The organism is Pseudomonas sp. IB20 (genome assembly GCF_009707325.1).
Lineage (GTDB): Bacteria > Pseudomonadota > Gammaproteobacteria > Pseudomonadales > Pseudomonadaceae > Aquipseudomonas.
The window spans coordinates 1,202,843-1,229,833 of the sequence record NZ_CP046103.1 but is presented as its reverse complement, the minus strand read 5'-3'; the positions used below and the strand labels follow the sequence as shown (position 1 = coordinate 1,229,833).

Genomic DNA, 26,991 nt, shown 5'->3' with positions numbered 1-26,991 from the left:
CTCACTGTTTATCCGAGCGCGAGGCTTCCTCGACGCCGATGCGCTTGGCCGCCCACCGCTCATAAAGGCCGATGGCTACATCCGCACCGGCCATGGCGGTCAGGCAACCAATGGCGCCGGCCGTCCAGATCGACATGCCGGCGGCGTAACACAGCATCAGGGCTGACACCCCGCAGACCATGCACGCCCCGGACCTCAAGGCCAGGCGCCGAATCAGCGACCAACCCCGCGCGCCCTCCTTGTCGGCGCGCCACATTTCGCCGGATACACCGCCGATCACGGCCAGTGCGATCACCAGCCAGATAGGCATTTCCGCTAACGCTTGCTGCTCGTTTGTCATGTCACGCCTCCTGGCTGAGCATTACCGGCGCGGTGCCGGCTTTGTTGGGGTAAATCCATTTATCGGTAGGCATTCCAAAAAGCCCGGTTGCCCGGGCTTTTCAGTAATGATGTCCTCGAACCTTCGGCGCTACTGGCGCGGTACGGTTCTTTCCTCAATGTTTTTCCGACCACGATCCCTGTCTGCCGGATAACTGCTTCTGGTGCTTTACGCTGCACACCCGGGTCAGTTGCCAACCCTCTGAACCGTTAAGGCCGGTTCATCGCTGCCTGTTTTTTGAAGCGGTGAAACTAAAGAGCGTCGGCATCCTTGCCGGTGTTGCCTGGCATCCCTGCCATCGCTTCGATGGCGTCCTTGCCGATGTTGCGTGCCTTCCTTGTCTTCCTTGGCAGCATCCTTGCCGCCGCCACCAAGCCTTGTTGGCTGGCTTGAGATGAAGAATATGCATGTATGCATATACAGTCAATGCACAAATGCATTTATTTTTCCCAGTCAAATGCATCAATGCATTTACAGCCTTGTGGGGTAAGGGTTTGACGGTTTTCTACAGGCGAAAAAAAGCCCGCTCGTTGGCGGGCTTGGTCTTACGGCAGAAGGTTAACGAGCGTACATGCCCCACCAGAACACATGACCGAGGATGCTGATCTGCTCATCCTGGATATCCTGGAAGCTGTAGTCCTCGTCCGGGTGCTCATCGCGATTAAAACTGCGCAGGCGAATCCCGGAAGGCAGACGGTAGAGCTGTTTCACCCGCAACTGGCCATTGTGGTTAATGGCATACAAGTCGCCATCAACGATGTCGCCAATGCCGCTTTTGCCGGCATTCACGCCCACCGTGGCGCCGTCGCGCAGTACCGGCAACATACTGTTGCCGCGCACCGTCACACACTTGGCCTGGTCGAACTGCACACCGTTATGCCGCAGGCTGCGCTTGCCGAAACGCAGGCTAGCCTTCTCGCTTTCCTCGATGACGAATCTTCCTGATCCAGCAGCCAATTCAACCTCGCGCAGAAAGGGGATCGACACCTCGTCATCATTAACGGGCGTGTCGTCGTCCCACAGGCTTATGTCCTTGAGTTCCGAATGCATCGGGTCGCGCCCGTCATCGCGCAAAGCGCCCACCGCCGCGCGCCCGCGCAAGTGGTCGGTGCTGACGCGGAAGTACTCGGCGATGCGTGAGATGTGCTTGTCCGACGGGTCAACGATCTTGCCGCTGAGGATCCGCGAGAGTGTGGATTGAGGCACGCCGGTACGCCGGTGAAGCTCCGTGGGGGAGATCCGGTCGCGGTCGAGGAGTTCTCTTAAGACGGTTGAAACGTTGCGTTTTTGCATAAAGGGGATGATGACGGGGGATTTTGGGGTTGGCAAATGCTAATTTGCATAATTTATGCAAATTTAGAAACCGTTAACCAACGCGTCAGTAAGCTATGGGGGCCTGGGCACTCGTCAATTTCAAAATCTGAGAGGCTGCTATCGACCAGAAGTACTCATTCAATGTGTCTATGAAAACTCAGGTCAATTCACCGGACGAGTCAAGTGCGTACCAACTCTGGGTCAAGCTTCCCTGAATACGCTGACCCAATATATACCCATTTAGGTATACATTCAACGCTTAGAAACCCATGAGATTACTCGACCTAAGCCTTAATTTGCGTGACTCGTCGTGATCAGAACAACCCGCCCAAAGCCGCTGGCTCCCAGTTCATTACCACAAGCTCACCGCTGACCTCAGCCTTCCCCTGCCGCTGGTTGGAAGTGCTGTACCTAATGTCTATGGTTTCAAAATGGAAGCCCTCAAACACCCGGCGAATGTCAGGGTGGTCGTTGATACTGACCATGACCTTCCCTTGCAGCGCCGCAAATCGCCATGCGCTCGTAGTTCTCAAATGGAAGTCCACTCCGTAACCTGCGGTCTGCCAGTAAGGTGGGTCCATGTAATGAAAGGTGTGGGCTCGGTCGTAGCGCTCAGCACAATCCAACCAGGACAGGTTCTCCACGTAGGTGCCAGATAGGCGTTGCCACGCGGCGGATAGGTTCTCCTCGATCCGCAGCAGGTTAATCGCTGGGGCTGTGGTGGCGGTGCCGAACGACTGACCGGAAACCTTGCCCGCAAAGGCGTGATGTTGCAGGTAGAAAAAACGGGCGGCACGCTGGATGTCAGTGAGGGTTTCGGGGCGGGTCATCTTTTGCCACTCAAACACCTGACGCGAGCTGATCGCCCACTTGAACTGGCGCACGAACTCTTCCAGGTGGTTCTGAACAACTCGGTACAGCGTGACCAGATCACCGTTTATGTCGTTGAGAACTTCAACCGGCGCGGCTTGCGGACGCATGAAGTAGAGCGCGGCACCGCCGGCAAAAACTTGCAATAGGAGGAGGGAATATACTTTGGGGTTCCGGCCAAGCGCATAAAGAACAGGAGCCGCCAGCTTCTTGAACTTGAAGCCGAGTATCTTGCGTCTGAAAGCAATTAGTCCGCCGCTCGTTTTTAGCTTATTCATCAAACCCATCAACGGGTGACAGCCCTGACGTATGCCTGACACGCCCGCAGCGCTATTACGGCGTTATCCCCATCGTCGGTGATGGCGACAATTCATTGCGCATGCGCTGGGTCAAGTTGGGCTCGACGGGCTGCATGAACCACACCGACGGCGCCGGAGCGGAAGGCACACTGCAGCCACTGGTTGTATCGGTTGCGGCGAGAAGGACTGACAGCCGCACATCATCAGTGGCAAGGTCATCGCACAGAGCAGCCTGCTTACGTTTTTCATCCGAAAGCTCCAGGGAGTGTTTTTGATCAGCGGAGGACGCTCTCTGCTCGGCGGCTAGGCGCTTATCCTGCTCGGCTATCTGTTGTAATTGAATCCAGAGCTTTCTGGTGTGCAATGCCCCGCTCCGAGAGCTGCTCTGCGAGCTGCTTGCCCATTCGCCAGTCTTGAACCTGACAAGCGCCGCCAAAGCCGATAGCAACTGCCAGCAGGATGGCGACCAGGATCTGCCCGGGTGTCATGCCAGCGCCCGCGACACGCCTTCGGACCACACCATCGGGGTAGGCATAACGATGTTGAGCTTTCGAACTTCAGCGATGCAGGGGCTGCGGTCTGCCAGGCTCGACAGCTCCCACATCCAACCTGCGTCGTTTGGAAGCCCGCGCTGCGCAACTGATCGACACTGGACCACGCGCCCCCTTTGCCCCATCACTTTCAACGAATTTGCCTACTATCCAATGAGTAAAAACACCTCCGATCTGTCCTCCCACACGCCGATGATGCAGCAGTACTGGCGCCTGAAAAACCAGCACCCTGATCAGTTGATGTTCTATCGCATGGGCGACTTCTACGAGATCTTCTACGAAGACGCGAAGAAGGCCGCCAAGTTGCTGGACATCACCTTGACCGCGCGCGGGCAGTCGGCGGGGCAGTCGATTCCGATGTGTGGGATTCCTTACCATTCGTTGGAAGGCTACTTGGTCAAGCTGGTGAAGCTGGGCGAGTCGGTGGTGATCTGTGAGCAGATCGGCGACCCGGCGACCAGCAAGGGGCCGGTGGAACGTCAGGTGGTGCGCATTATTACGCCGGGCACGGTGAGTGATGAGGCGTTGCTGGATGAGCGTCGTGACAACTTGATCGCGGCGGTGTTGGGCGATGAGCGTTTGTTCGGCCTGTCGGTGCTGGACATCACCAGTGGCAATTTCAGCGTGCTGGAGATCAAGGGCTGGGAGAACTTGCTGGCGGAGCTGGAGCGCATCAACCCGGTGGAGTTGTTGATTCCGGATGATTGGCCTAAGGACTTGCCAGCGGAGAAGCGTCGTGGGACCAAGCGTCGTGCGCCGTGGGACTTTGAGCGTGATTCGGCACTGAAGAGTCTGTGCCAGCAATTCTCGGTGCAAGACCTTAAAGGTTTCGGTTGCGAAAACCTGACCCTGGCCATCGGCGCCGCCGGTTGTTTGCTCGGCTATGCCAAGGAAACCCAGCGCACCGCCCTGCCGCATTTGCGCAGCCTGCGCCATGAGCGCCTGGACGATACCGTGGTGCTCGATGGCGCCAGCCGTCGCAACCTGGAGTTGGACACCAACCTGGCCGGTGGCCGCGATAACACGCTGCAATCGGTGGTCGACCGTTGCCAGACCGCCATGGGCAGCCGCTTGCTGACCCGTTGGTTGAACCGCCCACTGCGCGACCTGACTGTGCTGCAAGCGCGCCAGACGTCTATTACCTGCCTGCTGGATGGCTATCGCTTTGAAATGCTGCAGCCGCAGCTGAAAGAAATCGGTGATATCGAGCGCATCCTGGCGCGGATCGGTCTGCGTAATGCGCGGCCGCGTGACTTGGCACGCCTGCGCGATGCCTTGAGCGCGCTGCCGCAACTGCAAGTGGCGATGACTGAACTGGACACGCCGCACCTGCAACAACTCGCCGTGACGGCCGGCACTTACCCGGACCTCGCGGCGCTGTTGGAAAAAGCCATTATCGACAACCCGCCGGCGATCATCCGTGACGGCGGCGTGCTGAAAACCGGTTACGACACCGAACTGGATGAGCTGCAATCGCTGAGCGAGAACGCCGGGCAGTTCCTGATTGACCTGGAAGCCCGCGAAAAAGCTCGCACGGGCTTGGCCAACTTGAAAGTCGGTTACAACCGCGTGCACGGCTACTTTATTGAGTTGCCGAGCAAGCAGGCCGAGTCGGCGCCGATCGACTATCAGCGGCGTCAAACCCTTAAAGGTGCCGAGCGCTTCATCACGCCTGAGCTCAAAGAGTTTGAAGACAAGGCACTGTCGGCCAAGAGCCGCGCTCTGGCGCGGGAAAAGATGCTGTATGAAGCCTTGCTCGAAGACTTGATCAGCCGTTTGGCGCCACTGCAAGACACCGCCGCCGCCCTGGCGGAACTGGATGTGTTGAGCAACCTCGCTGAGCGCGCGCTGAACCTCGACCTGAACTGCCCGCGCTTTGTCAGTGAGCCGTGCATGCGCATCGTGCAGGGGCGCCACCCGGTGGTGGAGCAGGTGTTGACTACGCCATTCGTTGCCAACGACCTGTCGCTGGATGACGATACCCGCATGCTGGTGATCACCGGTCCCAACATGGGCGGTAAATCCACCTACATGCGCCAGACCGCGCTGATCGTGTTGCTGGCGCATATCGGCAGCTTTGTACCGGCGGCCAGTTGCGAGCTGTCGCTGGTGGACCGCATTTTCACCCGGATCGGTTCCAGCGATGACCTGGCTGGTGGCCGTTCGACCTTTATGGTGGAAATGAGCGAAACCGCCAACATCCTGCACAACGCCACCGAACGCAGCTTGGTGTTGATGGATGAAGTGGGGCGCGGCACCAGCACCTTTGATGGTCTGTCCCTGGCATGGGCGGCGGCCGAGCGCTTGGCGCATCTGCGCGCTTATACGCTGTTTGCCACGCACTATTTCGAGCTGACCGTACTGCCGGAAAACGAGCCGCTGGTGGCTAACGTGCATCTCAATGCCACCGAGCACAACGAGCGCATCGTGTTCCTGCACCACGTGCTGCCGGGGCCGGCGAGCCAGAGCTACGGCCTGGCCGTGGCGCAACTGGCCGGTGTGCCGAGCGAGGTGATCACCCGTGCCCGCGAGCACCTGAGCCGCCTGGAAGAAACCGCCTTGCCCCACGAGATGCCCGTGGCAAGCCCAGCTAAAGCCAGCAATAAACCGAGCGCGCCGCACCAGAGCGACATGTTCGCCAGTTTGCCGCATCCGGTGCTGGATGAGTTGGCTAAGCTTGACTTGGACGGCTTGACGCCGCGCAAAGCGCTAGAAATGTTATATGCACTGCAGACTCGGATATAACGCAGACGCTTGCAAGCTGGTAGACTCTCGCGCGGTTTGGGATGCTGCAGGCTTTTAGCCTGGTCTGCAGACTATCGCTCCCGAACCTCGCGAACCCCACCACAAGGGGTTTCGCTGCCGCCGCCTGAGGAGAGAATTAGAAATGACCTTCGTCGTTACCGACAACTGCATCAAGTGCAAGTACACCGACTGCGTCGAAGTGTGTCCGGTGGACTGCTTCTACGAAGGCCCGAACTTCCTGGTTATCCACCCGGATGAGTGCATCGACTGCGCCCTGTGTGAACCAGAGTGCCCGGCCGTCGCTATTTTCTCCGAGGACGAAGTCCCGGCAGAGATGCAGGAATTTATTCAGTTGAACGTTGATTTGGCGGAAATCTGGCCGAATATCACTGAGCGTAAAGATCCGATGCCTGATGCAGCGGAGTGGGATGGCAAGAAAGGTAAGATTGCAAACCTCGAGCGCTAAACGCGCCGCCGCCCAATAAAAAGGCCCTTTGCGGGCCTTTTTGCGTTTCTGCAGGGTGAGTTTCACTTTTCTACAGGCAAAAAAAAGGGGCGGTATGACCCGCCCACATTTTTTCCCTAGTCCCTGTATTCCTTTTCATCGTCCTGATGAATCGCATCCTGCGACGTTCCTTCAACCATCGTTCCTTGATGGCTGTGTCAATCCGTGGACACAGGGCTGATGTTAGAGACTTCCAAGGGAAGTTCAACGGGATCCAACCGCTGAGCTGACAGACTTCAGCACTCGAATTGAAATAAATAATTGTTTAATTTCAATAAGATAGAAAAGTCTTTCGCCGATTCAAGACGTACACGCGCGGTAAAAAAACCAAACACTTACCCAAAAGTAGGCGAATGCTTACACGCGCCATTGCGTAAATGCGTATTTGGAAACCGTTGACGAATCCTCAGGCATGAAAAAGCCCCGACACAGTCGAGGCTTGTTTTCCTTCAAACCGATCAGTCGTCGCTGACCGTAATCGTCGGCATTGCCGGCGCTGCTGCTTCTTGCAAGACGATCCGCGCGCCCACATGACGGGCCAACTCTTGGTAGATCATTGCAAGCTGCCCGTCGGGCTCGGCCGCCACAGTGGGCTTGCCGCCGTCAGCCTGCTCACGAATTTCCATCGCCAGCGGCAACGAGGCCAGCAGTTCGACGCCGTATTGGGTTGCCAGCTTCTCGCCGCCGCCCTCGCCAAACAGATGCTCGGCATGCCCGCAGTTGGAGCAGATGTGTACCGCCATGTTTTCCACAACACCCAGCACCGGGATGTTGACCTTGCGGAACATCTCCACGCCTTTTCTGGCGTCGAGCAGCGCCAGGTCCTGGGGCGTGGTCACGATCACCGAGCCGGCCACCGGGACTTTCTGCGCCAGGGTCAGCTGGATATCGCCGGTGCCTGGCGGCATGTCGATCACCAAGTAATCCAGGTCGCCCCAGGCGGTCTGGGTGACCAGTTGCAGCAGCGCGCCGGAGACCATCGGCCCGCGCCAGACCATCGGCGTGTTGTCATCGGTGAGAAAAGCCATGGACATGACCTCAACGCCCATCGACTCAATCGGTACGAACCACTTCTGGTCCTTGACCTTGGGTCGGGTGCCTTCGGCAATGCCGAACATCACGCCTTGGCTGGGGCCGTAGATGTCGGCGTCGAGAATACCCACGCGGGCACCTTCGCGGGCCAGCGCCAGCGCCAGGTTGGCGGCCGTGGTGGATTTACCCACGCCGCCCTTGCCGGACGCCACGGCGACCACGTTCTTGACGTTGGCCAGGCCTGGGATCTGCGCCTGGGCCTTGTGCGCGGCGATCACGCACTGGATGTCGACCTTGGCCGAACGCACGCCGTCCAAGCCCTCAATGGCCATTTGCAGCATCTGCGCCCAACCGCTCTTGAACAGACCGGCGGCATAACCCAGTTCCAACTGGACTGAAACCTGGTCGCCCTGGACCTCGATGGCGCGTACACAGCCGGCGCTGACCGGGTCCTGGTTCAAATAGGGGTCGGTGTATTGGCGAAGAACGGCTTCCACCGCTGCGCGATTGACGGCGCTCATGGGCTACTCCCGAAAAAAGACTGACTGAAACAGGCGGCTATCCTAACCGTTCCAGGCGCCCAACGGCATGCTTTCCAGACTTGGGAATATTCAGAAACCGCGTCACGGGGTGAAATATATTTCCCGGCGCTTTATAGTGGCCGACCTCCGTTTCATCAAGTAGCCGAGCCCCATGTCAGAGCCACGCAAGATCCTCGTCACCAGCGCCCTGCCCTATGCCAATGGTTCTATCCATCTTGGCCATATGCTTGAGTACATCCAGACCGATATGTGGGTGCGCTTCCAGAAGCATCGCGGCAATCAATGCATTTATGTCTGCGCAGACGACGCCCACGGATCGGCCATCATGTTGCGCGCCGAAAAGGAAGGGATCACCCCGGAACAACTGATCGCCAATGTGCAGGCTGAACACAGCGCCGACTTTGCCGAGTTCCTGGTGGATTTCGACAATTTCCACTCGACCCACTCCGACGAAAACCGCGAGCTGTCGAGCCAGATCTACACGCGCCTGCGCGACGCCGGGCACATTGCCACGCGCTCGATCACGCAGTATTTCGACCCGGAAAAGAAAATGTTCCTGGCCGACCGCTTCATCAAGGGCACCTGCCCGAAATGCGGCACCGAAGACCAATACGGCGACAACTGCGAGAAGTGCGGTGCCACTTACGCACCTACCGACCTGAAAAACCCAAGGTCGGCCATCTCCGGCGCCATTCCGGTGCTCAAGGACTCCCAGCACTTCTTCTTCAAGCTCCCGGATTTCCAGCAGATGCTGCAAACCTGGACCCGCAGCGGCACCCTGCAGGACGCCGTGGCCAACAAGATCGCCGAGTGGCTGGATGCCGGCCTGCAACAGTGGGACATCTCCCGCGATGCGCCGTACTTCGGTTTCGAGATCCCGGACGAGCCGGGCAAGTACTTCTATGTGTGGCTGGACGCGCCGATCGGCTACATGGCCAGCTTCAAGAACCTCTGCGACCGCACTCCGGAGCTGGATTTCGACGCGTTCTGGGCCAAGGACTCCACCGCCGAGCTGTACCACTTCATCGGCAAGGACATCGTCAACTTCCACGCGCTGTTCTGGCCGGCGATGCTCGAAGGTTCGGGTTACCGCAAGCCAACCGGCATTGCCGTGCACGGCTACCTGACGGTCAACGGCCAGAAGATGTCCAAGTCGCGTGGCACCTTTATCAAGGCGCGCACCTACCTCGACCATCTGTCGCCGGAATACCTGCGCTACTACTACGCGTCCAAGCTGGGCCGTGGCGTCGACGACCTCGACCTGAACCTGGAAGACTTCGTACAAAAGGTCAACTCGGACCTGGTGGGCAAAGTCGTCAACATCGCCAGCCGTTGCGCCGGGTTTATCCACAAGGGCAATGCCGGCCTGCTGGTGGCCGAAAACGCTGCGCCGGAACTGACCGAAGCGTTCCTGGCCGCCGCGCCAAACATTGCCGACGCCTATGAAGCCCGCGACTTCGCCCGTGCCATGCGCGAGATCATGGGCCTGGCCGACCGTGCCAACGCCTGGATCGCCGACAAGGCACCATGGTCGCTGAACAAGCAGGAAGGCAAGCAGGCTGAAGTCCAGGCGATCTGCGCCACGGGCGTCAACCTGTTCCGCCAGTTGGTGATCTTCCTCAAGCCGGTGCTGCCATTGCTGGCTGCCGACGCCGAGGCGTTCCTCAACGTCGCGCCGCTGACTTGGAACGACCACACCACCTTGCTCAGCAACCACCCGTTGAATGAGTTCAAGCCGCTGATGACCCGTATCGACCCGATCAAGGTGCAGGCGATGACCGATGCTTCGAAAGAAGACCTGGTCGCCAGCCAGACCGACACCGGCGAATCTGCACCTGCCGGCAACGGCGAACTGGCCAAAGACCCGCTCTCCCCGGAAATCGACTTCGACGCCTTTGCCGCCGTGGACCTGCGCGTCGCGCTGATCATCAAGGCCGAAGCCGTGGAGGGTGCCGACAAGCTGCTGCGCCTGACACTGGACATCGGTGATGAGCAACGCAACGTGTTCTCCGGGATCAAGAGCGCTTACCCGGACCCGTCCAAGCTCGATGGTCGGCTGACCATGATGATCGCCAACCTCAAGCCACGGAAAATGAAGTTCGGCATTTCCGAAGGCATGGTGATGGCGGCTGGCCCTGGTGGTGAAGAAATCTACCTGCTGAGCCCGGACAGCGGCGCGAAGCCGGGGCAACGGATCAAGTAAAACTAGGTGGCGAGCGGGCTTGCCCCGTATTGGGCTGCGCAGCGGCCCTAAACCAGGCACCTTGTTCCTGCAGATAGAACGCCCGCTCCCACGACAGCCCCGCTCGCCACAGTAAGCGGGCTCGCCACAACAAGCCCATCTGCCACAACCAGCGGGCTCACCCCAACCGGCCCTGTTTGTTCAACCGGCATGCCAATGATCACCCCATGACGCTGATTCAACGTATCGACGCGCTGCTGCCGCAGACCCAATGCGGCAAGTGCGGGCACCCTGGCTGCAAGCCTTACGCCGAGGGCATCGCGCTTGGCGAGGCGATCAACAAGTGCCCGCCCGGTGGGCAGGAAACCATCGCGGGCCTTGCGCAATTACTGCGTGTGCCAGTGCTGGAACTGGACACCAGCCGAGGTGAAGCCCCAGCCCTGGTCGCCTATATCCGCGAGGCCGAGTGCATCGGCTGCACCAAATGCATCCAGGCCTGCCCGGTGGATGCGATTGTTGGCGCCGCCAAATTGATGCACACCGTCATCATGGATGAGTGCACCGGTTGCGACCTGTGCGTCGCGCCCTGCCCTGTCGATTGCATTGAGATGCGCCCAGCGGCCAGCGTGCTGCCGATTGTGGGCGACCTGGCGGCCAGTGATCACCAGCGCCACGAGCGTGGCCTCAAGCGCGATCGTGCGCGGCGACGCTTTGAGCAACGCAATACGCGGCTGCAACGGGAAGAAGCACACAGGCTCGCCGAACGCCTTGCACGCGCCAAGCGCTCACTGCCTGTTGCGCCCGTGCACGCTGACACCGCTCAGGCGGCCAGGGATGCAGCCGTCAAGAAAGCCAAAATCACGGTCGCGATGAGTCGGGCCCAACTGCATAAGTCACTGAAGGCGTTTGGTCACCCGCCGACCTCTGAGCAACAGTCGCAGCTGATTGTTCTGCAGCAACAGTTCGAAGCAGCGGAGCAGGCGCTCAGTGCACTGGAGGTGGGCAATCCGCCGCCACCGCCAACCCTGAAAGACCCTGAACTCAAGCGTGCGAAAATCCAGCTAGCCATGCGCCGCGCCGCGTTAAAAAAGGCTCAGGACCAGAACGCTGACGAACAGCAACTGGCCACCTTGAATGCTGCACTGGCCACTGCCGAGCAAACCTTGCATGACGCAGAAGCTGCCAGCGAGCAGCCACGACCCGACTTGCAGCGTGTTGAAAAGCGCCCCATCGACGCCAGACTGCGCCAACTCAAAACCGCCCTGGCTTATGCACGGGCCGATGTGAGCAAGTTGCAACGCCAACCGGGCGCCAGCGTGGATGAGCTGAATGCCGCACAACACAAGCTGGATGAAGCGCAGCGCCAAGTGGACGCCCACACCGGCGGTTGATCCACCACAGGCGCTGCCGGGCGTGGTGGCGATGGTTTATCCTGCCAAGCCTGCACTCACTTTTGAAACCACGTTGACCGTCTGCAAGGAAATGCCTGCCCCATGAACGCCGCAAAACGCCTGGAAATTTTCCGCAGGTTTCACGAAGACAATCCAGAACCCAAGACCGAGCTGGCTTACTCCTCGCCGTTCGAGTTGCTGATTGCGGTGATTCTGTCGGCCCAATCCACGGACGTTGGCGTCAACAAGGCCACGGCCAAACTGTATCCAGTAGCCAATACGCCAGAGGCCATCTATGCCTTGGGCGTGGCCGGGTTGTCCGAATACATCAAGACCATCGGCCTATACAACAGCAAGGCCAAGAATGTCATCGAGACCTGCCGCCTGCTCGTGGAGTTGCACGGCAGCGAGGTGCCACAAACCCGCGAAGCCCTGGAAGCCCTCCCCGGCGTAGGCCGTAAAACCGCTAACGTGGTGCTCAACACCGCGTTTCGGCAGCTGACCATGGCGGTGGACACGCATATTTTCCGCGTCAGCAACCGAACCGGTATTGCTCGCGGCAAAAACGTGGTGGAGGTGGAAAAGCAGCTGATGAAATTCGTGCCCAAGCCGTATTTGCTCGATTCCCACCATTGGCTGATTCTTCACGGGCGCTACGTTTGCCAGGCGCGCAAACCTCGCTGCGGGAGCTGCCGCATCGAAGACCTGTGCGAATACAAGGACAAGACATCCGACGATTGAGGGTTCATTGGTTTTCTCGATCAGTCGATTGAAAAAATCTTTTTTACCCTTTCATGGATTATCGTTATAAGGAGCGCCAACGGCAGTCTTAGCCTGGAGTTAACCTTATGAGCACTGGCAAAGAACAACTGGATGTAGAAGACGACCTCGTTGAAGCGGATGACGACGGGGAAGCCCCCGTTGCAGAGGTGGCCAAGACCAATTTAAGCAAACGCCGCACCATCGATAACCTTCTGGAAGAGCGACGCTTGCAAAAACAGCTGGCCGATTACGACTTCGATCTCTGATCGAGCCGTTGGCGACCGGAAGCCTCCCTGACGGAGGCTTTTTTTTGCCGGTTGTACGAGCTCGTCTGGGACGACGCCCTCCTTATACGAGGCCGTTGCGCTGGGCCAGCTCGATAAGATCCACGAGCGAACGTGCATTGAGCTTGAGTAGCAGACGCGTCTTATAGGTACTGACCGTCTTGTTGCTCAGGAACATGCCGTCGGCGATCTCCTTGTTGGTTTTGCCACGCGCCAGTTGCTGCAACACCATCATCTCTCGACCCGACAAGCGCTCGACCATATCCGCTTCACTGGCGTTACCCATGGTGGAGCGCACGGAGTTGAGTGCCTGGTTAGGGAAATAGCTGTAGCCGGAGAGCACCGCCTTGATGGCGCTCAACAACTCAGTCAGGTCCTGCTGCTTGCACACGTACCCAGCCGCCCCCGCCTGCATGCAGCGCATGGAAAAATGCCCGGGCGCCTGCGACGTCAGCACCAACACCTTGACAGGCGTGGCCTGCTTGGTAGAGGCCAGGCGGCAAATAACTTCCAGGCCATCGAGTTTGGGGATACCGATATCCAGTATGACAATATCAGGCACATGCTCGCGCGCAAGTTGCAACGCATCGACGCCGTTATCAGTCTCGGCAACGACTTCATAACCATGACGCTCCATTAGCATGCGCACAGCAAGACGAATGACGGGATGATCATCCACGATCAGCACTTTATTCATGAGAAAGTCCAATTTCGCTGTTCGAATTATTTAGAGTAAGCACAATAGCCTAGTCGTTTCCTAGTTGGCATACCGTTCCACCCCAAGCAACAGCAAGCAGAGACCCAACCCACAACGATATAGGAATTGGCCTACAAAAAAACACTAACTCAGACGTGTCCGCTTTTACGGAGACTTTCAGACCTTTCCGGCGGCATACATATTCTGAGTGAAATATCCGCAGCCGTTGAGACGCAAGGTAAACGTAACGCACATGACTTTCAGGAAATACCCATTGCGTGCCGCTGCCAGGCGAATGAACAGGTGAGAAAACTCCTACTCTTTTAGTTCCATCCAACATATTTTCTAACATCCTTAATTCCTACAGAATTTTCATCATCTTGCATACCATTCTCAGGTACATAGTGAATCTTCTGTAAGACATAGTTCCTATGTCAGGTGTTAAAAATTCATTCATGCACGTAAAACAAAATTCCAAAACAAAAATACAATCCAATAACTTCCAATCTGAACTCCGATAAACATTTGCCAAACAACTTTTAAACACTGCGTTGTAGTGCGGCTAGCGCGTTGAATATGCAGGCAAAAAAAATGGCCCCTTAAACAAGGGGCCACTTTTTACAACGAGAGGTCACTCAGAACAGCTTACGACCCTTGTTGGCAGCGATGCGCATACGCAAGGCATTCAACTTGATGAAGCCTGCTGCGTCCGCCTGATTGTAAGCGCCGCCATCTTCTTCGAAGGTGGCGATGTTGGCGTCGAACAGCGACTCATCGGACTTGCGACCGGTAACGATCACGTTACCCTTGTACAGTTTCAGGCGCACAACGCCGTTCACGTGGGCCTGGGAGGCATCGATCATCTGTTGCAGCATCAGACGCTCAGGGCTCCACCAGTAGCCGGTGTAGATCAGGCTGGCGTACTTAGGCATCAGCTCGTCTTTGAGGTGAGCCACTTCGCGGTCCAGGGTGATGGACTCGATGGCGCGGTGAGCGCGCAGCATGATGGTGCCGCCCGGGGTTTCGTAGCAGCCACGGGACTTCATGCCCACGTAACGGTTCTCAACGATGTCGAGACGGCCGATACCGTGTTCACCACCGATGCGGTTCAGGGTCGCCAGCACGGTGGCCGGGGTCATTTCGACGCCGTCCAGCGCGACGATGTCGCCGTTGCGGTAGGTCAGTTCCAGGTACTGTGGTTTGTCGGGCGCGTTCTCCGGGGAGACGGTCCATTTCCACATGTCTTCTTCGTGCTCGGTCCAGGTGTCTTCCAGCACGCCGCCTTCATAGGAGATGTGCAGCAAGTTGGCGTCCATCGAGTACGGGGACTTCTTCTTGCCGTGACGCTCGATCGGGATTGCGTGCTTTTCAGCGTAATCCATCAGCTTTTCACGGGACAGCAGGTCCCATTCGCGCCAAGGGGCAATCACTTTCACGCCGGGTTTGAGTGCGTAGGCACCCAGCTCGAAACGCACCTGGTCGTTACCCTTGCCGGTAGCGCCATGGGAAATGGCGTCGGCGCCGGTTTCGTTGGCGATTTCGATCAAGCGTTTGGCGATCAGCGGACGCGCGATGGAAGTACCCAGCAGGTACTCGCCTTCGTAGACGGTGTTGGCGCGAAACATCGGGAAGACGAAATCGCGGACGAATTCTTCGCGCAGGTCGTCAATGTAGATCTCTTTCACGCCCATGGCTTGCGCCTTGGCACGTGCAGGTTCGACCTCTTCGCCCTGACCCAGGTCAGCGGTGAAGGTCACCACTTCACAGTTATAAGTATCCTGCAGCCACTTGAGGATCACCGAAGTGTCCAGGCCGCCGGAATACGCGAGAACGACCTTGTTTACGTCGGCCATGCCATCACTCCACGGGGTTGTACGGAAAGCCGTCGATTCTACCGACCAAAACCGTGAATTTACAGAGGCGCGACAGCAAATGAAGATAAAGCGACAGATTATGTCGAACGGGCGACCGATGGTCGCACCTTATGGCTGCACTTTATGACGTGTGTGCGGGGTTACTCGGGCCTGTGGCCTGCGGCGCCGGTTTCTCGGGGGCTGCCACGCGTTCGAGCTGAATATTCACGCGACGGTTGCGCGCGCGGTTGGCGGCATTGGTGTTGGGCGCCAGTGGGTAACTTTCACCGTGGAACCGCATCGTGATCTGCGATTCCTGGATGCCGTTGGCCTTGAAGTAGTCCATGACCGCCAGCGCACGACGCCTTGAAACATCACGGTTAGTCAGGCGGTTGCCGCTGTTGTCCGAATGGCCATTCAACTCGACGTGGTTGACCGTGGGGTCGGCTTTCATGAACGCAAGAATCACGTCCAGCCTCTTTTTGGCGGCCGCGTCCAGCTCAATTCCACCGCCGGGGAAGCCGACTTCGGTCTGTTTGACCTGGTCGTAATTCATCGGCAACAGCTTGGTGGTACACACTTGATAGTCGTTGTAAGCCTTGTTGAATTTTACCGGCAACAGACGGATTTCCGAGTAGCCGCCTTCACGCCCGTAATGCCGCACGGTGGGGCTGCGCCCTTCCAGCAACCCCGTGAACAACCGCCCGGCCTGGGCCTGGGAGCTGTTGAAGAGTACATCGCCACTGCCGGCACGCACGGCGCCGAGGTTGATATCACCGCGGCCCGGCTGCCAGGGCGCAGCGGCAGCCAATAAGGTTGCCGAGCCCGCGCCCAGGGAGCCGTTGTAGGCTTTCAGGCGAAAGGTCGCCTGCTCGCCGGCCCGACGCACGAACTCACCCGAGCCGAAATCGGTGATCGGCTGGGTCAGGCGGCACTCGAATTGGTCACCTTCCACCTTCCACTCAATGTTCTCCAGGCGTGTCTGGAATGTGAGTGCCATCGCAGGCAGGCTGGCGAACACACTGAGCAGGGCTAGATAATGCTGGCGCACGGGCGGCTCCACTGGTTTCTACAACACTTCAAAGCGTCATACGTCGTTAAGGCATACCCAGGGATATCGGACACCTGCTGCAAAACTTGATAGCGAGTGCCTGCAAGAGTCTTTTCCGGTAGCATTCCCACCAGATTGACCCGCCTGGAATCCCCAATGTCCGACCGCCTGACCCTGCTGCGTCCCGACGACTGGCATATTCATCTTCGCGATGGTGCTGCGTTACCCCAAACCGTGGCCGATGTAGCGCGCACGTTTGGCCGCGCGATTATCATGCCTAACCTGGTACCTCCGGTGCGTAATGCCGCTGAGGCCGACGCCTATCGCCAGCGCATCCTCGCTGCACGGCCGGCCGGCAGCCGCTTCGAACCGTTGATGGTGCTCTACCTCACCGACCGCACCCAGCCTGAAGAAATTCGCCAGGCCAAGGCCACCGGTTTCGTGCACGCCGCCAAGCTGTACCCGGCGGGCGCGACCACCAACTCCGACTCCGGCGTGACCAGTATCGACAAGATCCTGCCGGCGATCGAAGCCATGGCTGAAGTCGGCATGCCGCTGCTGATCCACGGGGAAGTCACCCGTGGCGATGTGGACGTGTTTGATCGCGAAAAAATCTTCATCGACGAGCACATGCGCCGTGTGGTCGAACTGTTCCCGACGCTCAAAGTGGTGTTCGAACACATCACCACCGCTGACGCCGTGCAGTTTGTCACCGAGGCTTCGGCCAACGTCGGTGCGACCATCACCGCGCATCATTTGCTCTACAACCGCAACCACATGCTGGTGGGCGGGATTCGGCCGCACTTCTATTGCCTGCCGATCCTCAAGCGCAACACCCACCAAGTGGCCTTGCTGGATGCCGCCACCAGCGGCAGCCCGAAATTCTTCCTCGGCACCGATTCCGCGCCCCACGCCCAACACGCCAAAGAAGCCGCGTGTGGCTGTGCCGGTTGCTACACCGCTTATGCGGCGATCGAGCTGTACGCCGAAGCGTTCGAGGCGCGCAATGCCCTGGACAAACTCGAAGGCTTCGCCAGCCTCAATGGCCCGCGTTTCTACGGCCTGCCGGCGAATACCGACCGCATTACCCTGGTTCGTGAAGACTGGACCGCCCCTGCCAGCCTGCCGTTTGGCGAGCTGACTGTTATCCCGCTGCGCGCCGGTGAAACACTGCGCTGGCGCCTGCTGGAGGAAAGCAAGTGAGTGAAGACCATTACGATGACGAACACGAGCACAGTGGTGGCGGTTCCCGTCACCCAATGGCCGAGCGGTTTCGCGGCTATCTGCCGGTTGTCATCGACGTAGAAACCGGTGGTTTCAACTGCGCCACCGACGCCTTGCTGGAAATTGCCGCGACCACCATCGGCATGGATGAACAGGGTTTTGTGTTCCCGGAGCACACCCACTTCTTCCGCGTCGAGCCGTTTGAAGGCGCGAACATCGAAGCAGCCGCTTTGGAATTCACCGGTATCAAGCTCGATCACCCGCTGCGTATGGCGGTGAGTGAAGAAGCGGCGCTGACCGATATCTTCCGTGGCGTGCGCAAGGCGTTGAAGGCCAATGGCTGCAAACGCGCGATCCTGGTCGGCCACAACAGCAGCTTCGACCTGGGCTTCCTGAATGCCGCCGTGACGCGGCTGGACATGAAGCGTAACCCGTTTCACCCGTTCTCCAGCTTCGACACGGCGACCCTCGCAGGCTTGGCGTATGGCCAGACCGTGTTGGCGAAAGCCTGCCAGGCAGCCGGTATCGACTTTGACGGCCGTGAGGCTCACTCGGCTCGCTACGACACCGAGAAGACTGCCGAGCTGTTCTGCGGCATCGTCAACCGGTGGAAGCAGATGGGCGGCTGGGAAGATTTCCACGGGTTCCCACGCAAAAAAAAACCGGCCATTTCAGGCCGGTTTTTTTTGCTTCGAACGTGGCTTACAGCTTGCCAGCGTTCTCGGTCAGGTAAGCCGCAACGCCTTCTGGCGAAGCGTTCATGCCTTTGTCGCCTTTTTTCCAGTTGGCAGGGCAGACTTCGCCGTGCTCTTCGTGGAATTGCAGGGCGTCAACCAGACGGATCAGCTCTTCCATGTTACGGCCCAGCGGCAGGTCGTTGATGATCTGCGAGCGCACAACGCCCTTGTCGTCGATCAGGAACGCGCCACGGAAGGCCACGCCGCCTTCGGACTCAACGTCGTAGGCCTTGGCGATGTCGTGCTTCATGTCGGCAGCCATGGTGTATTTGACTTTGCCGATGCCGCCATCATTGATGGCGGTGTTGCGCCAGGCGTTGTGGGTGAAATGGGAGTCGATAGAAACGGCTACCACTTCAACGTTGCGCGCCTTGAAATCGTCCATGCGGTGGTCCAGAGCGATCAGCTCCGAAGGGCAGACGAAGGTGAAGTCCAGCGGGTAGAAAAACACCAGGCCGTATTTGCCTTTGATGGCTTCAGACAGTTTGAAGCTGTCTACGATTTCGCCATTGCCAAGGACAGCTGGTACGTCGAAATCCGGGGCTTGTTTGCCGACGAGTACGCTCATTGGTTATCTCCTGATGTAGGGGGTGACGATTGAAGTAAAAGGACCGGCCCAAGTCTGGCGCAGATAAGCGACAGCCCTGTGACGCAGTCACGCTTCGTGAAGACCGACCATCATACACTGAAAAAACCGTTCGTCAGCGCGCCGGCAGCACCCAGCAATACCCTACGAATCTACTTTGACAATCATTCTCGTTAACATTAAGATCCATCGCACTTAAGCCTTAAACCCGCGATGGTTCTCCCTTATGTATGTCTGCCTCTGCACTGGCGTCACCGACGGACAAATCCGCGAAGCAATCTATGAAGGTTGCTGCAGCTACAAGGAAGTACGTGAAACCACCGGCGTTGCCAGCCAGTGTGGTAAATGTGCTTGCCTCGCCAAGCAAGTGGTACGGGAAACCCTGACGCAGCTGCAAACAGCCCAGGCCGCGCTCCCCTACTCAGCAGAATTTACGCACGCTTAAATAGGCGTGTTTTGAAGAACCGGACTTAGCGTCCGGTTTTTTTATGCCTGCAATTCAATTAGTTAGCGCCAAGACGCGGAACACAAACATTCTTATTCCGATTAATTTTCATTTATTATTCAATAACTTAGGTTTGACACTAGCGTTTTCGCCGCTCAAACTCCGCCCTATACGCAGCTATTACAGGGCAGGACCCCAGTCATGAAAGGCGACATCTCAGTCATCCAGCAACTCAACAAAATCCTTGCCAATGAACTGGTCGCGATCAATCAGTACTTTCTGCATGCACGCATGTATGACGATTGGGGCCTGGAAAAGCTCGGTAAGCGTGAGTACAAAGAATCGATCAAGGCGATGAAGGACGCAGACGCGCTGATCAAGCGCATCCTGTTCCTGGAAGGCCTGCCGAACGTGCAGGACCTGGGCAAGCTGAACATCGGCGAGCACACCCAGGAAATGATCAGCAGCGACCTGAAGTTCGAACAGAAGAGCCACAGCGACCTCAAGGCCGCCATTGCTCACTGCGAAACCAAGGGCGACTTCGGCAGCCGTGAACTGCTGGAAGATATCCTGGAAGACCAGGAAGAACACATCGACTGGCTGGAAACCCAGCTGGGCCTGATCGACAAAGTCAGCCTGGAAAACTACCTGCAATCGCAGATGGGTGAATAACCCGTAGTTCTACCGGCTACAAAAAAGCCCCGCTCTCTTTCGAGAAGCGGGGCTTTTTATTGCAGGCCGACTCTACACAGGATCAAGCGTCAGTCTTAGCTGCCGCGTTTACCGCTGCTTCTTTGATCAACGCTTGCAACGAACCATCCGCAGCCATCTCAGTGATGATGTCGCTGCCGCCGACCAGCTCACCCGCTACCCACAGTTGTGGGAAGGTTGGCCAGTTGGCGTACTTCGGCAGGTTGGCGCGGATTTCAGGGTTTTGCAGGATATCCACGTAAGCGAACTTCTCGCCACACGCCATGATGGCCTGGGAAGCCTTCGCGGAGAAACCGCACTGAGGAGCGTTTGGCGCGCCCTTCATGTAAAGCAGAATGGTGTTGTTGGCAATCTGCTCTTTGATCGTTTCGATGATATCCATGGAACACCTCGGCTGGAACTTTGCGACTCACAGGTCGGCACGGTGGCGCATTGTAACGCAAAATTCCAGCCCGGTGGTCGGGCTCCTTAGGCAGCGGCTACCTGCACCGGCACGCCGTTCAACGCGGCGTTGCCGGATAACTCGTCCAACTGCCGCTCGTCGGTGAGGTCATTGGCACTCGCCCCCGGCTGCCCGCTGGCAATCGTCATCTGCACGCCCGGGCGCCCGTGGCCCCAGCCATGAGGCAGGCTGACCACGCCGCGCATCATGTCCAGGCTGGCCACCACTTCCACTTCGATCATGCCGATGCGCGAGCTCACGCGCACGCGCTGCCCATCACTCAACTGCCGGCTGGCCAGGTCATCGGGGTGCATATGCAGCTGATGGCGCGGCTTGCCCTTCACCAGGCGGTGATAGTTATGCATCCACGAGTTGTTGCTGCGCACATGGCGGCGGCCGATCAGCAGCAGCTCATCCACCTCAGGCCCAGGTTGCGAGGCGAAGCGCGCCAAGTCAGCGAGTATGACTGCAGGCGCCGCCTGCACCTGGCCGCTGACGGTTTTCATGCGCGCGGCAAGGTTGGGCTTAAGCGGGCCCAAGTCCACGCCATGGGGATGATCCGCCAGCATTGCCACCGACAATTTGTGATCAGAGGCATCACCGTAAGCCCCCGCGCGCAACCCGAAGTCGATCATCTGCGCCGGTGCCATGGTCGGTTTAAGCGCCACGCCCGTCTGCGCCGCAAAGGCCTTGGCCAGGCCGACAAAGATCTCCCAGTCGTGCAGCGCGCCCGCAGGCTTAGGCAGGATCGCGCGGTTGAAGCGGGTGACGTTACGCACGGCGAACATATTGAAGGTGGTGTCGTAGTGGTCGTTTTCCAGCGCCGACGTGGACGGCAGGATCAGGTCGGCGTAGCGCGTGGTCTCGTTGATATAGAGGTCGATGCTGACCATGAACTCCAATCCGTCCAAGGCTTGTTCCAACTGCCGACCATTAGGCGTCGACAACACCGGGTTGCCGGCCACAGTCACCAAGGCGCGGATCTGCCCTTCGCCTTCGGTGAGCATTTCTTCCGCCAAGGCTGACACCGGCAACTCGCCGCCATATTCCGGGCGCCCGGACACACGACTCTGCCAGCGATTGAAATGCCCGCCTCCGGTGGAGGCCACCAGATCCACCGCCGGGCTGGTGCACAGTGCACCGCCCACTCGGTCGAGGTTACCCGTCACCAGGTTGATCAGTTGCACCAGCCAATGACACAAGGTGCCAAACGCCTGGGTCGATACGCCCATGCGCCCGTAACACACGGCCTTGTCCGCCGCAGCAAAGTCCCGCGCCAACTGGCGGATCTGCTCGGCAGGCACTGCACATTGGCGGCTCATGGCCTCAGCGGTGAACCCGGCGATCGCGCGGCGCACGTCCTCAAGGCCTTCAACCGGCAAATGGCTCTCACGCGTCAGGTTCTCGGTAAACAAGGTGTTGAGCAGCCCGAACAGCAGCGCCGCATCGCCACCGGGCCGCACGAACAGATGCTGATCAGCTATCGCCGCCGTTTCGCTGCGCCGTGGATCGACCACCACCACTTTGCCGCCCCGCGCCTGGATGGCCTTGAGGCGCTTCTCCACATCGGGCACGGTCATGATGCTGCCGTTGGACGCCAGCGGGTTGCCGCCCAGGATCAGCATGAAGTCGGTGTGATCGATATCCGGGATCGGCAGCAACAGGCCGTGGCCGTACATCAAGTGGCTGGTGAGGTGATGGGGCAACTGGTCCACCGAGGTCGCGGAAAACCGATTGCGTGTCTTGAGCTGGCCAAGGAAGTAATTGCTGTGGGTCATCAGCCCATAGTTGTGCACACTGGGATTGCCTTGGTACACCGCCACCGCGTTTTGCCCATGGCGGGCCTGAATGCCCGCCAGCCGCTCGGCGACCAGCGTGAAAGCCTCATCCCACGGGATCGGCTGCCATTCACTGCCCACCCGCAACATGGGCTGGTGCAGGCGGTCCGGGTCATTCTGGATATCCTGCAGCGCCACGGCCTTGGGGCAGATGTGCCCACGGCTGAAGGTATCCAATGGGTCGCCCTTGATCGAGGTGATCGCCAGGCTGCCGTCGTCGGCCTGAGTGGTTTCCAGGGTCAGGCCGCAGATGGCTTCACACAGATGGCAGGCACGGTGGTGGAGAGTCTTGGTCATGGCCAGTCTCTTTATTGGGCTTTGGCATCACTATGGGCCGCGACCGATGCGGGTGCCAGCAACGTCAGTGCTGTGAATCGACAAGCATCAGGCCAGGACATGGCTAAGCGTGAGCAAATGTTTCAGAAACCTTCGAACAGCCGCTGAAACCGACGTAGCCTGGCCTGAGCCCGCCTCCACAGATTGCAAAAGGTCTCGGCGCCAGTGTACAAATGGGCCGCTGCTGTCAGGAATCAGTCTTCAAAAGCGCTCTCGCGCCCTGCATGAACACCCTTAAAAACCGTAGCCCTATTGGTAAGACGCGACATTTAATTATAAGATCGCGCCTTCCCCTATTTCGTCGCCCCGTGCGGCTTTCGCCGCAGGTCTCGCCCGTTGTCACAATAAACAAGGCTTTGAGTATCTGCGGTCTGTTGCAAAAAGGTAGTTAATGATGAGCGCAAGGCACTTTCTCTCCCTGATGGATTGCACGCCCGAAGAGCTGGTCAGCGTGATCCGTCGAGGCATTGAGCTTAAAGACCTGCGTAACCGCGGCGTACTGTTTGAGCCTTTGAAAAACCGTGTACTCGGGATGATTTTCGAGAAGTCGTCGACGCGCACCCGCGTGTCGTTCGAAGCCGGCATGATCCAGCTGGGTGGCCAAGCCATCTTCCTGTCCTCGCGCGACACCCAACTGGGCCGTGGCGAGCCGATCGCAGACAGCGCCCGCGTAATGTCGCGCATGCTCGATGCGGTCATGATCCGTACCTTTGCCCACAGCACCGTGACCGAATTTTCCGAGAACTCCCGGGTTCCGGTGATCAACGGCCTGTCCGATGACCTGCACCCCTGCCAGTTGCTGGCCGACATGCAAACCTTTCTTGAGCACCGTGGCTCGATCCAAGGCAAGACCGTGGCCTGGATCGGCGACGGCAACAACATGTGCAACAGCTATATAGAAGCGGCGATCCAGTTCGACTTCCACCTGCGCGTTGCGTGCCCGGAAGGCTACGAGCCTGATGCGCGCTTCCTGGAACAGGCCGGCGACCGAGTCACCGTGGTGCGCGACCCGCGTGACGCGGTGGTCGGCGCGCACCTGGTGAGCACCGACGTCTGGACCTCCATGGGCCAGGAAGAAGAAACCGCCAAGCGCCTGGCCTTGTTCGCGCCATTCCAAGTGACCCGCACCCTGCTCGACCTGGCCGCGCCGGACGTGCTGTTCATGCACTGCCTGCCCGCACACCGTGGCGAGGAAATCAGCCTCGACCTGCTCGACGATAAGCGCTCGGTGGCCTGGGACCAAGCCGAAAACCGCCTGCACGCGCAAAAGGCACTGCTCGAATTCCTCGTCCCGCCGTCGTACCACCACGCATGAGCCAGCCATTACTGCTGAACCTGCGCAATCTGGCATGCGGCTATCAAGATCAACGCGTGGTGCAGAACCTCAACCTGCACCTCAACGCTGGCGACATCGGCTGCCTGCTCGGCTCCTCAGGTTGCGGTAAAACCACCACTTTGCGCGCGATTGCCGGGTTTGAACCGGTGCACGAAGGTGAAATCAGCCTGGCCGGGGAAGTGATCTCCAGCGCTGGGTTCACGCTCGCGCCGGAGAAACGCCGGATCGGCATGGTGTTCCAGGACTACGCGCTGTTCCCGCACCTGAGCGTGGCCGACAACATCGCTTTCGGCATTCGCAAGCACCCGCAAAAAGACCGCGTGGTCGCCGAGTTGCTGGAGTTGGTCAACCTGAAGAACCTGGGCAAGCGTTTCCCCCACGAGCTTTCCGGTGGTCAGCAACAACGCGTCGCCCTCGCCCGCGCCCTGGCGCCGGAGCCGCAACTGTTGTTGCTGGATGAGCCGTTCTCCAACCTCGACGGTGAACTGCGGCGCAAACTCAGCCACGAGGTGCGCGACATTCTCAAGGCGCGCGGCACCAGTGCGATTCTGGTCACCCACGACCAGGAAGAAGCCTTCGCTGTGAGTGACCACGTAGGGGTGTTCAAAGAAGGCCGTCTTGAGCAATGGGACACGCCCTACAACCTCTATCACGAACCGCAAACGCCGTACGTCGCCAGCTTTATCGGCCAGGGTTATTTCATCCGTGGCCAACTGAGTTCGCCGGAGTCGGTCAGCACCGAACTGGGCGACCTGCGCGGCAATCGTGCCTACACCTGGCCCACCGGTGGCGCGGTGGATGTGCTGCTGCGCCCGGATGACATCGTGTATGCGCCGGACAGCGCACTGAAAGCGCGGATCGTCGGCAAGACCTTCCTCGGCGCCTCGACCTTGTACCGCCTGCAACTGCCGACCGGTGCACAGCTGGAGTCGATTTTCCCCAGCCATGCTGATCATCAGGTCGGTGCCGATGTGGGGATTCGTGTGGCGGCTGAACACTTGGTGTTGTTTCAGGCCTCGGGCAGCGTTGCGGCGCAGGTTTCTAAATCCGACTCCGGCGTACGCCGTTACAGCCCCGCTAGCTGAGTCACTGACGAAACCAGATCAAAATGTGGGAGCGGGCTTGCGCGAATGCGGCGGTGTATCAGGCATAACCAGGTGATGCCATCGCAGGCAAGCCAGCTCCCACATTAGATCTCGTCGCATTCAAAATGCGAGTTTCACACCCGACCAATCGGCGCAAATTTAGCCTGCGTATGCTCAGCCAGCACCGCCGCCGGCAGTTCAACTTCCAACCCCCTCCTCCCGGCACTCACAAAAATGGTCGCGAACGGTTGCGCCGTCTCGTCGATAAACGTGCGCAAACGCTTCTTTTGCCCCAGCGGGCTGATACCGCCCAACAGGTAACCGGTGGAGCGCTGCGCCGCTGCGGGATCAGCCATCTCGACTTTTTTCACCCCGGCCGCATGGGCCAGCGCTTTTAAATCCAGACTTCCGACGACCGGCACCACTGCCACCAACAATTCGCCCTTCTCACTGCTGGCCAGCAAGGTCTTGAACACCTGCGCTGGGTCGAGCCCCAACTTTTCCGCGGCCTCCAAGCCATAGGACGCTGCCTTGGGGTCATGTTCGTAACTGTGGATATGATGTTCGGCGCGAACTTTTTTCAACAGGTCCAGTGCGGGGGTCATGGCTACTCCGGGCGTGGCAAACAGAGGGCCAATTCTAGGCCAAGCCCAAGCAAAACGCTCTAGTGCGCGCCTCGCGCAACGCGTGCAGGTTGAGGCAAGCGTGATCATTCATGAGACTAATAGTTTGAAAATGACCGCCGGTTCACTTTCGACCTTTGACAGCCGTCATTCTTGTCTATATTTTTTCGTTTCCGAATACTGTAGGAATAGCACCTGCGGTACTCCAGCAGTAAGCCGTGTCTTGGATGGGGATCCACGCCACGGTGAAAATCGCGCAACAGCCCGTTGAGGCTGCGCGCCAAACAAGAACAACAATCGAGGTTTTCCATGACAACTGCTCTTCAACAGCCTTCACTTTCGAGCCAATGCATGGCCGAATTCCTGGGGACTGCGCTTCTGATCTTCTTCGGTACAGGATGTGTCGCTGCGCTCAAGGTCGCGGGTGCCAGCTTTGGGCTGTGGGAAATCAGTATCATCTGGGGGATCGGCGTGAGCATGGCGATCTACCTGAGCGCCGGTATTTCCGGGGCTCACCTCAACCCGGCGGTGAGTATCGCCCTGTGCATCTTTGCCGATTTCGACAAGCGCAAACTGCCGTTCTATATCCTCGCCCAAGTCGCCGGCGCTTTCTGCTCCGCCGCGTTGGTGTACACGCTGTACAGCAACCTCTTTTTCGATTACGAACAAACCCACCATATGGTGCGCGGCTCCCAGGCCAGCCTGGAGTTAGCGTCGGTGTTCTCCACCTACCCCCATGCCCTGCTGAGCACAGCCCAGGCGTTCTTGGTGGAAATGGTCATCACCGCCATCTTGATGGGCGTGATCATGGCCCTCACCGACGATAACAATGGCCTGCCACGCGGCCCGTTGGCCCCGCTGCTGATTGGCCTGTTGATCGCCGTGATCGGCAGCGCCATGGGCCCGCTGACCGGCTTTGCGATGAACCCGGCACGGGATTTTGGACCCAAGCTGATGACCTTTTTCGCTGGCTGGGGTGAAATGGCCTTTACCGGCGGTCGCGATATTCCTTACTTCCTGATTCCGATTTTCGCGCCGATTGTCGGTGCGTGCCTTGGTGCCGCGGCCTATCGCGGGCTGATTGCCCGTCATCTGCCGAGCGCAGCACCTGCTATAGATGAAACACCTGACACGGCTGTCAACGGCAAGACGCGTATTTCCTGATAGCGCC

General features: G+C 58.7%; 23 protein-coding genes and 2 pseudogenes. 13 read left to right on the top strand and 12 right to left on the bottom strand.

What is annotated here, in order from left to right; genetic code table 11:
• Position 1: 1 nt before the first annotated feature.
• The 4 genes and pseudogenes from GJU48_RS05595 to GJU48_RS05580 form a co-directional block, all read right to left on the bottom strand.
• Positions 2 to 340, bottom strand: coding sequence for a phage holin family protein (locus GJU48_RS05595; protein ID WP_094949895.1), 339 nt, complete (start codon positions 338 to 340; stop codon positions 2 to 4).
• Positions 341 to 937: 597 nt separating this feature from the next.
• Positions 938 to 1,672, bottom strand: coding sequence for a LexA family transcriptional regulator (locus GJU48_RS05590; RefSeq protein WP_094949894.1), 735 nt, complete (start codon positions 1,670 to 1,672; stop codon positions 938 to 940).
• A gap of 335 nt (positions 1,673 to 2,007) precedes the next feature.
• Positions 2,008 to 2,841 carry a DNA adenine methylase gene (locus tag GJU48_RS05585; RefSeq protein ID WP_155295942.1) on the bottom strand — a complete coding sequence of 278 codons (834 nt, stop codon included), beginning with the start codon at positions 2,839 to 2,841 and terminating at the stop codon, positions 2,008 to 2,010.
• 8 nt (positions 2,842 to 2,849) lie between these two features.
• Positions 2,850 to 3,350, bottom strand: a pseudogene (locus tag GJU48_RS05580) (lysis system i-spanin subunit Rz).
• A 216-nt stretch (positions 3,351 to 3,566) separates the two neighbouring features.
• Between GJU48_RS05580 and mutS the strand changes: the two are divergent.
• Both mutS and fdxA read left to right on the top strand, forming a co-directional pair.
• Positions 3,567 to 6,158 (top strand): DNA mismatch repair protein MutS, encoded by a 2,592-nt coding sequence (gene mutS, locus GJU48_RS05575; RefSeq protein ID WP_094952855.1) that lies wholly within the window; start codon positions 3,567 to 3,569, stop codon positions 6,156 to 6,158.
• A 142-nt stretch (positions 6,159 to 6,300) separates the two neighbouring features.
• Complete coding sequence (fdxA, locus tag GJU48_RS05570; protein ID WP_094952854.1) at positions 6,301 to 6,624, top strand: ferredoxin FdxA; 324 nt, start codon at positions 6,301 to 6,303, stop codon at positions 6,622 to 6,624.
• A gap of 497 nt (positions 6,625 to 7,121) precedes the next feature.
• Here the strand turns inward: fdxA and apbC are convergent, their stop codons facing one another.
• The gene (gene apbC, locus GJU48_RS05565) at positions 7,122 to 8,216 is read right to left on the bottom strand and encodes an iron-sulfur cluster carrier protein ApbC (RefSeq protein WP_094952853.1); all 1,095 of its coding nucleotides are present in this window, start codon (positions 8,214 to 8,216) and stop codon (positions 7,122 to 7,124) included.
• A 172-nt stretch (positions 8,217 to 8,388) separates the two neighbouring features.
• On the opposite strand from apbC, the gene metG reads away from it, so the two are divergent.
• From metG to GJU48_RS05545, 4 genes are all read left to right on the top strand, one after another.
• Complete coding sequence (metG, locus tag GJU48_RS05560; protein WP_094952852.1) at positions 8,389 to 10,440, top strand: methionine--tRNA ligase; 2,052 nt, start codon at positions 8,389 to 8,391, stop codon at positions 10,438 to 10,440.
• Between the two features lie 206 nt (positions 10,441 to 10,646).
• On the top strand, positions 10,647 to 11,810 hold the full coding sequence (gene rsxB, locus GJU48_RS05555) for an electron transport complex subunit RsxB (RefSeq protein ID WP_094952851.1): 1,164 nt from the start codon (positions 10,647 to 10,649) through the stop codon (positions 11,808 to 11,810).
• 102 nt (positions 11,811 to 11,912) lie between these two features.
• Positions 11,913 to 12,551 carry an endonuclease III gene (nth, locus tag GJU48_RS05550; protein ID WP_094952850.1) on the top strand — a complete coding sequence of 213 codons (639 nt, stop codon included), beginning with the start codon at positions 11,913 to 11,915 and terminating at the stop codon, positions 12,549 to 12,551.
• Positions 12,552 to 12,658: 107 nt separating this feature from the next.
• Complete coding sequence (locus GJU48_RS05545; protein WP_083359900.1) at positions 12,659 to 12,838, top strand: PA3496 family putative envelope integrity protein; 180 nt, start codon at positions 12,659 to 12,661, stop codon at positions 12,836 to 12,838.
• An 82-nt stretch (positions 12,839 to 12,920) separates the two neighbouring features.
• On the opposite strand, the gene GJU48_RS05540 is transcribed toward GJU48_RS05545, so the two are convergent.
• The 3 genes from GJU48_RS05540 to GJU48_RS05530 all read right to left on the bottom strand — a co-directional run bounded on the left by GJU48_RS05540 (position 12,921) and on the right by GJU48_RS05530 (position 16,457).
• Positions 12,921 to 13,553: a response regulator transcription factor gene (locus tag GJU48_RS05540; protein WP_094952849.1), complete on the bottom strand. Its 633-nt coding sequence runs from the start codon at positions 13,551 to 13,553 to the stop codon at positions 12,921 to 12,923.
• A gap of 635 nt (positions 13,554 to 14,188) precedes the next feature.
• A complete protein-coding gene (locus tag GJU48_RS05535; RefSeq protein WP_017738284.1) occupies positions 14,189 to 15,406 on the bottom strand; it encodes an argininosuccinate synthase in 1,218 nt (405 codons plus the stop codon).
• 142 nt (positions 15,407 to 15,548) lie between these two features.
• On the bottom strand, positions 15,549 to 16,457 hold the full coding sequence (locus tag GJU48_RS05530; RefSeq protein ID WP_094952848.1) for a flagellar protein MotY: 909 nt from the start codon (positions 16,455 to 16,457) through the stop codon (positions 15,549 to 15,551).
• Positions 16,458 to 16,613: 156 nt separating this feature from the next.
• On the opposite strand from GJU48_RS05530, the gene pyrC reads away from it, so the two are divergent.
• Positions 16,614 to 17,660, top strand: a complete 1,047-nt coding sequence (gene pyrC, locus GJU48_RS05525) for a dihydroorotase (protein ID WP_094952847.1) — start codon at positions 16,614 to 16,616, stop codon at positions 17,658 to 17,660.
• Positions 17,657 to 18,316: pseudogene (gene rnt, locus GJU48_RS05520) on the top strand (ribonuclease T); the annotation flags it as partial. The gene pyrC and the pseudogene rnt, both read left to right, overlap by 4 nt.
• Before the next feature lie 67 nt (positions 18,317 to 18,383).
• Here the strand turns inward: rnt and GJU48_RS05515 are convergent.
• A complete protein-coding gene (locus GJU48_RS05515; RefSeq protein ID WP_003172097.1) occupies positions 18,384 to 18,986 on the bottom strand; it encodes a peroxiredoxin in 603 nt (200 codons plus the stop codon).
• A 244-nt stretch (positions 18,987 to 19,230) separates the two neighbouring features.
• Here GJU48_RS05515 and GJU48_RS05510 point away from each other — a divergent pair, with 244 nt between their 5' ends.
• Complete coding sequence (locus GJU48_RS05510; RefSeq protein ID WP_010564137.1) at positions 19,231 to 19,449, top strand: bacterioferritin-associated ferredoxin; 219 nt, start codon at positions 19,231 to 19,233, stop codon at positions 19,447 to 19,449.
• 201 nt (positions 19,450 to 19,650) lie between these two features.
• On the top strand, positions 19,651 to 20,121 hold the full coding sequence (gene bfr / locus GJU48_RS05505) for a bacterioferritin (protein WP_017738288.1): 471 nt from the start codon (positions 19,651 to 19,653) through the stop codon (positions 20,119 to 20,121).
• Positions 20,122 to 20,203: 82 nt separating this feature from the next.
• On the opposite strand, the gene grxD is transcribed toward bfr, so the two are convergent.
• Together grxD and GJU48_RS05495 are read right to left on the bottom strand one after the other, a co-directional pair.
• Complete coding sequence (gene grxD, locus GJU48_RS05500) at positions 20,204 to 20,542, bottom strand: Grx4 family monothiol glutaredoxin (RefSeq protein ID WP_058421605.1); 339 nt, start codon at positions 20,540 to 20,542, stop codon at positions 20,204 to 20,206.
• A gap of 86 nt (positions 20,543 to 20,628) precedes the next feature.
• Positions 20,629 to 22,737, bottom strand: coding sequence for a molybdopterin oxidoreductase family protein (locus GJU48_RS05495; protein WP_094952846.1), 2,109 nt, complete (start codon positions 22,735 to 22,737; stop codon positions 20,629 to 20,631).
• Positions 22,738 to 23,170: 433 nt separating this feature from the next.
• Between GJU48_RS05495 and argF the strand changes: the two genes are divergently transcribed.
• A complete protein-coding gene (argF, locus tag GJU48_RS05490) occupies positions 23,171 to 24,091 on the top strand; it encodes an ornithine carbamoyltransferase (protein ID WP_094952845.1) in 921 nt (306 codons plus the stop codon).
• Positions 24,088 to 25,197 carry an ABC transporter ATP-binding protein gene (locus tag GJU48_RS05485; RefSeq protein WP_094952844.1) on the top strand — a complete coding sequence of 370 codons (1,110 nt, stop codon included), beginning with the start codon at positions 24,088 to 24,090 and terminating at the stop codon, positions 25,195 to 25,197. Before argF ends, GJU48_RS05485 begins: the two co-directional genes overlap by 4 nt.
• A 134-nt stretch (positions 25,198 to 25,331) precedes the next feature.
• On the opposite strand, the gene ybaK is transcribed toward GJU48_RS05485, so the two are convergent.
• Positions 25,332 to 25,802 carry a Cys-tRNA(Pro) deacylase gene (gene ybaK, locus GJU48_RS05480; protein ID WP_094953447.1) on the bottom strand — a complete coding sequence of 157 codons (471 nt, stop codon included), beginning with the start codon at positions 25,800 to 25,802 and terminating at the stop codon, positions 25,332 to 25,334.
• A gap of 327 nt (positions 25,803 to 26,129) precedes the next feature.
• Between ybaK and GJU48_RS05475 the strand changes: the two genes are divergently transcribed.
• Positions 26,130 to 26,984 (top strand): MIP/aquaporin family protein, encoded by an 855-nt coding sequence (locus tag GJU48_RS05475; RefSeq protein ID WP_094953448.1) that lies wholly within the window; start codon positions 26,130 to 26,132, stop codon positions 26,982 to 26,984.
• Positions 26,985 to 26,991: the final 7 nt, after the last annotated feature.

Excerpts from the sequence above, each read along its gene's own strand:
- GJU48_RS05595 (WP_094949895.1), bottom strand. The coding sequence starts at position 340 with ATGACAAACGAGCAGCAAGCGTTAGCGGAAATGCCTATCTGGCTGGTG.
- GJU48_RS05590 (WP_094949894.1), bottom strand. The coding sequence starts at position 1,672 with ATGCAAAAACGCAACGTTTCAACCGTCTTAAGAGAACTCCTCGACCGC.
- GJU48_RS05585 (WP_155295942.1), bottom strand. The coding sequence starts at position 2,841 with ATGAATAAGCTAAAAACGAGCGGCGGACTAATTGCTTTCAGACGCAAG.
- mutS (WP_094952855.1), top strand. The coding sequence starts at position 3,567 with ATGAGTAAAAACACCTCCGATCTGTCCTCCCACACGCCGATGATGCAG.
- fdxA (WP_094952854.1), top strand. The coding sequence starts at position 6,301 with ATGACCTTCGTCGTTACCGACAACTGCATCAAGTGCAAGTACACCGAC.
- apbC (WP_094952853.1), bottom strand. The coding sequence starts at position 8,216 with ATGAGCGCCGTCAATCGCGCAGCGGTGGAAGCCGTTCTTCGCCAATAC.
- metG (WP_094952852.1), top strand. The coding sequence starts at position 8,389 with ATGTCAGAGCCACGCAAGATCCTCGTCACCAGCGCCCTGCCCTATGCC.
- rsxB (WP_094952851.1), top strand. The coding sequence starts at position 10,647 with ATGACGCTGATTCAACGTATCGACGCGCTGCTGCCGCAGACCCAATGC.
- nth (WP_094952850.1), top strand. The coding sequence starts at position 11,913 with ATGAACGCCGCAAAACGCCTGGAAATTTTCCGCAGGTTTCACGAAGAC.
- GJU48_RS05545 (WP_083359900.1), top strand. The coding sequence starts at position 12,659 with ATGAGCACTGGCAAAGAACAACTGGATGTAGAAGACGACCTCGTTGAA.
- GJU48_RS05540 (WP_094952849.1), bottom strand. The coding sequence starts at position 13,553 with ATGAATAAAGTGCTGATCGTGGATGATCATCCCGTCATTCGTCTTGCT.
- GJU48_RS05535 (WP_017738284.1), bottom strand. The coding sequence starts at position 15,406 with ATGGCCGACGTAAACAAGGTCGTTCTCGCGTATTCCGGCGGCCTGGAC.
- pyrC (WP_094952847.1), top strand. The coding sequence starts at position 16,614 with ATGTCCGACCGCCTGACCCTGCTGCGTCCCGACGACTGGCATATTCAT.
- GJU48_RS05515 (WP_003172097.1), bottom strand. The coding sequence starts at position 18,986 with ATGAGCGTACTCGTCGGCAAACAAGCCCCGGATTTCGACGTACCAGCT.
- GJU48_RS05510 (WP_010564137.1), top strand. The coding sequence starts at position 19,231 with ATGTATGTCTGCCTCTGCACTGGCGTCACCGACGGACAAATCCGCGAA.
- bfr (WP_017738288.1), top strand. The coding sequence starts at position 19,651 with ATGAAAGGCGACATCTCAGTCATCCAGCAACTCAACAAAATCCTTGCC.
- grxD (WP_058421605.1), bottom strand. The coding sequence starts at position 20,542 with ATGGATATCATCGAAACGATCAAAGAGCAGATTGCCAACAACACCATT.
- GJU48_RS05495 (WP_094952846.1), bottom strand. The coding sequence starts at position 22,737 with ATGACCAAGACTCTCCACCACCGTGCCTGCCATCTGTGTGAAGCCATC.
- argF (WP_094952845.1), top strand. The coding sequence starts at position 23,171 with ATGAGCGCAAGGCACTTTCTCTCCCTGATGGATTGCACGCCCGAAGAG.
- GJU48_RS05485 (WP_094952844.1), top strand. The coding sequence starts at position 24,088 with ATGAGCCAGCCATTACTGCTGAACCTGCGCAATCTGGCATGCGGCTAT.
- ybaK (WP_094953447.1), bottom strand. The coding sequence starts at position 25,802 with ATGACCCCCGCACTGGACCTGTTGAAAAAAGTTCGCGCCGAACATCAT.
- GJU48_RS05475 (WP_094953448.1), top strand. The coding sequence starts at position 26,130 with ATGACAACTGCTCTTCAACAGCCTTCACTTTCGAGCCAATGCATGGCC.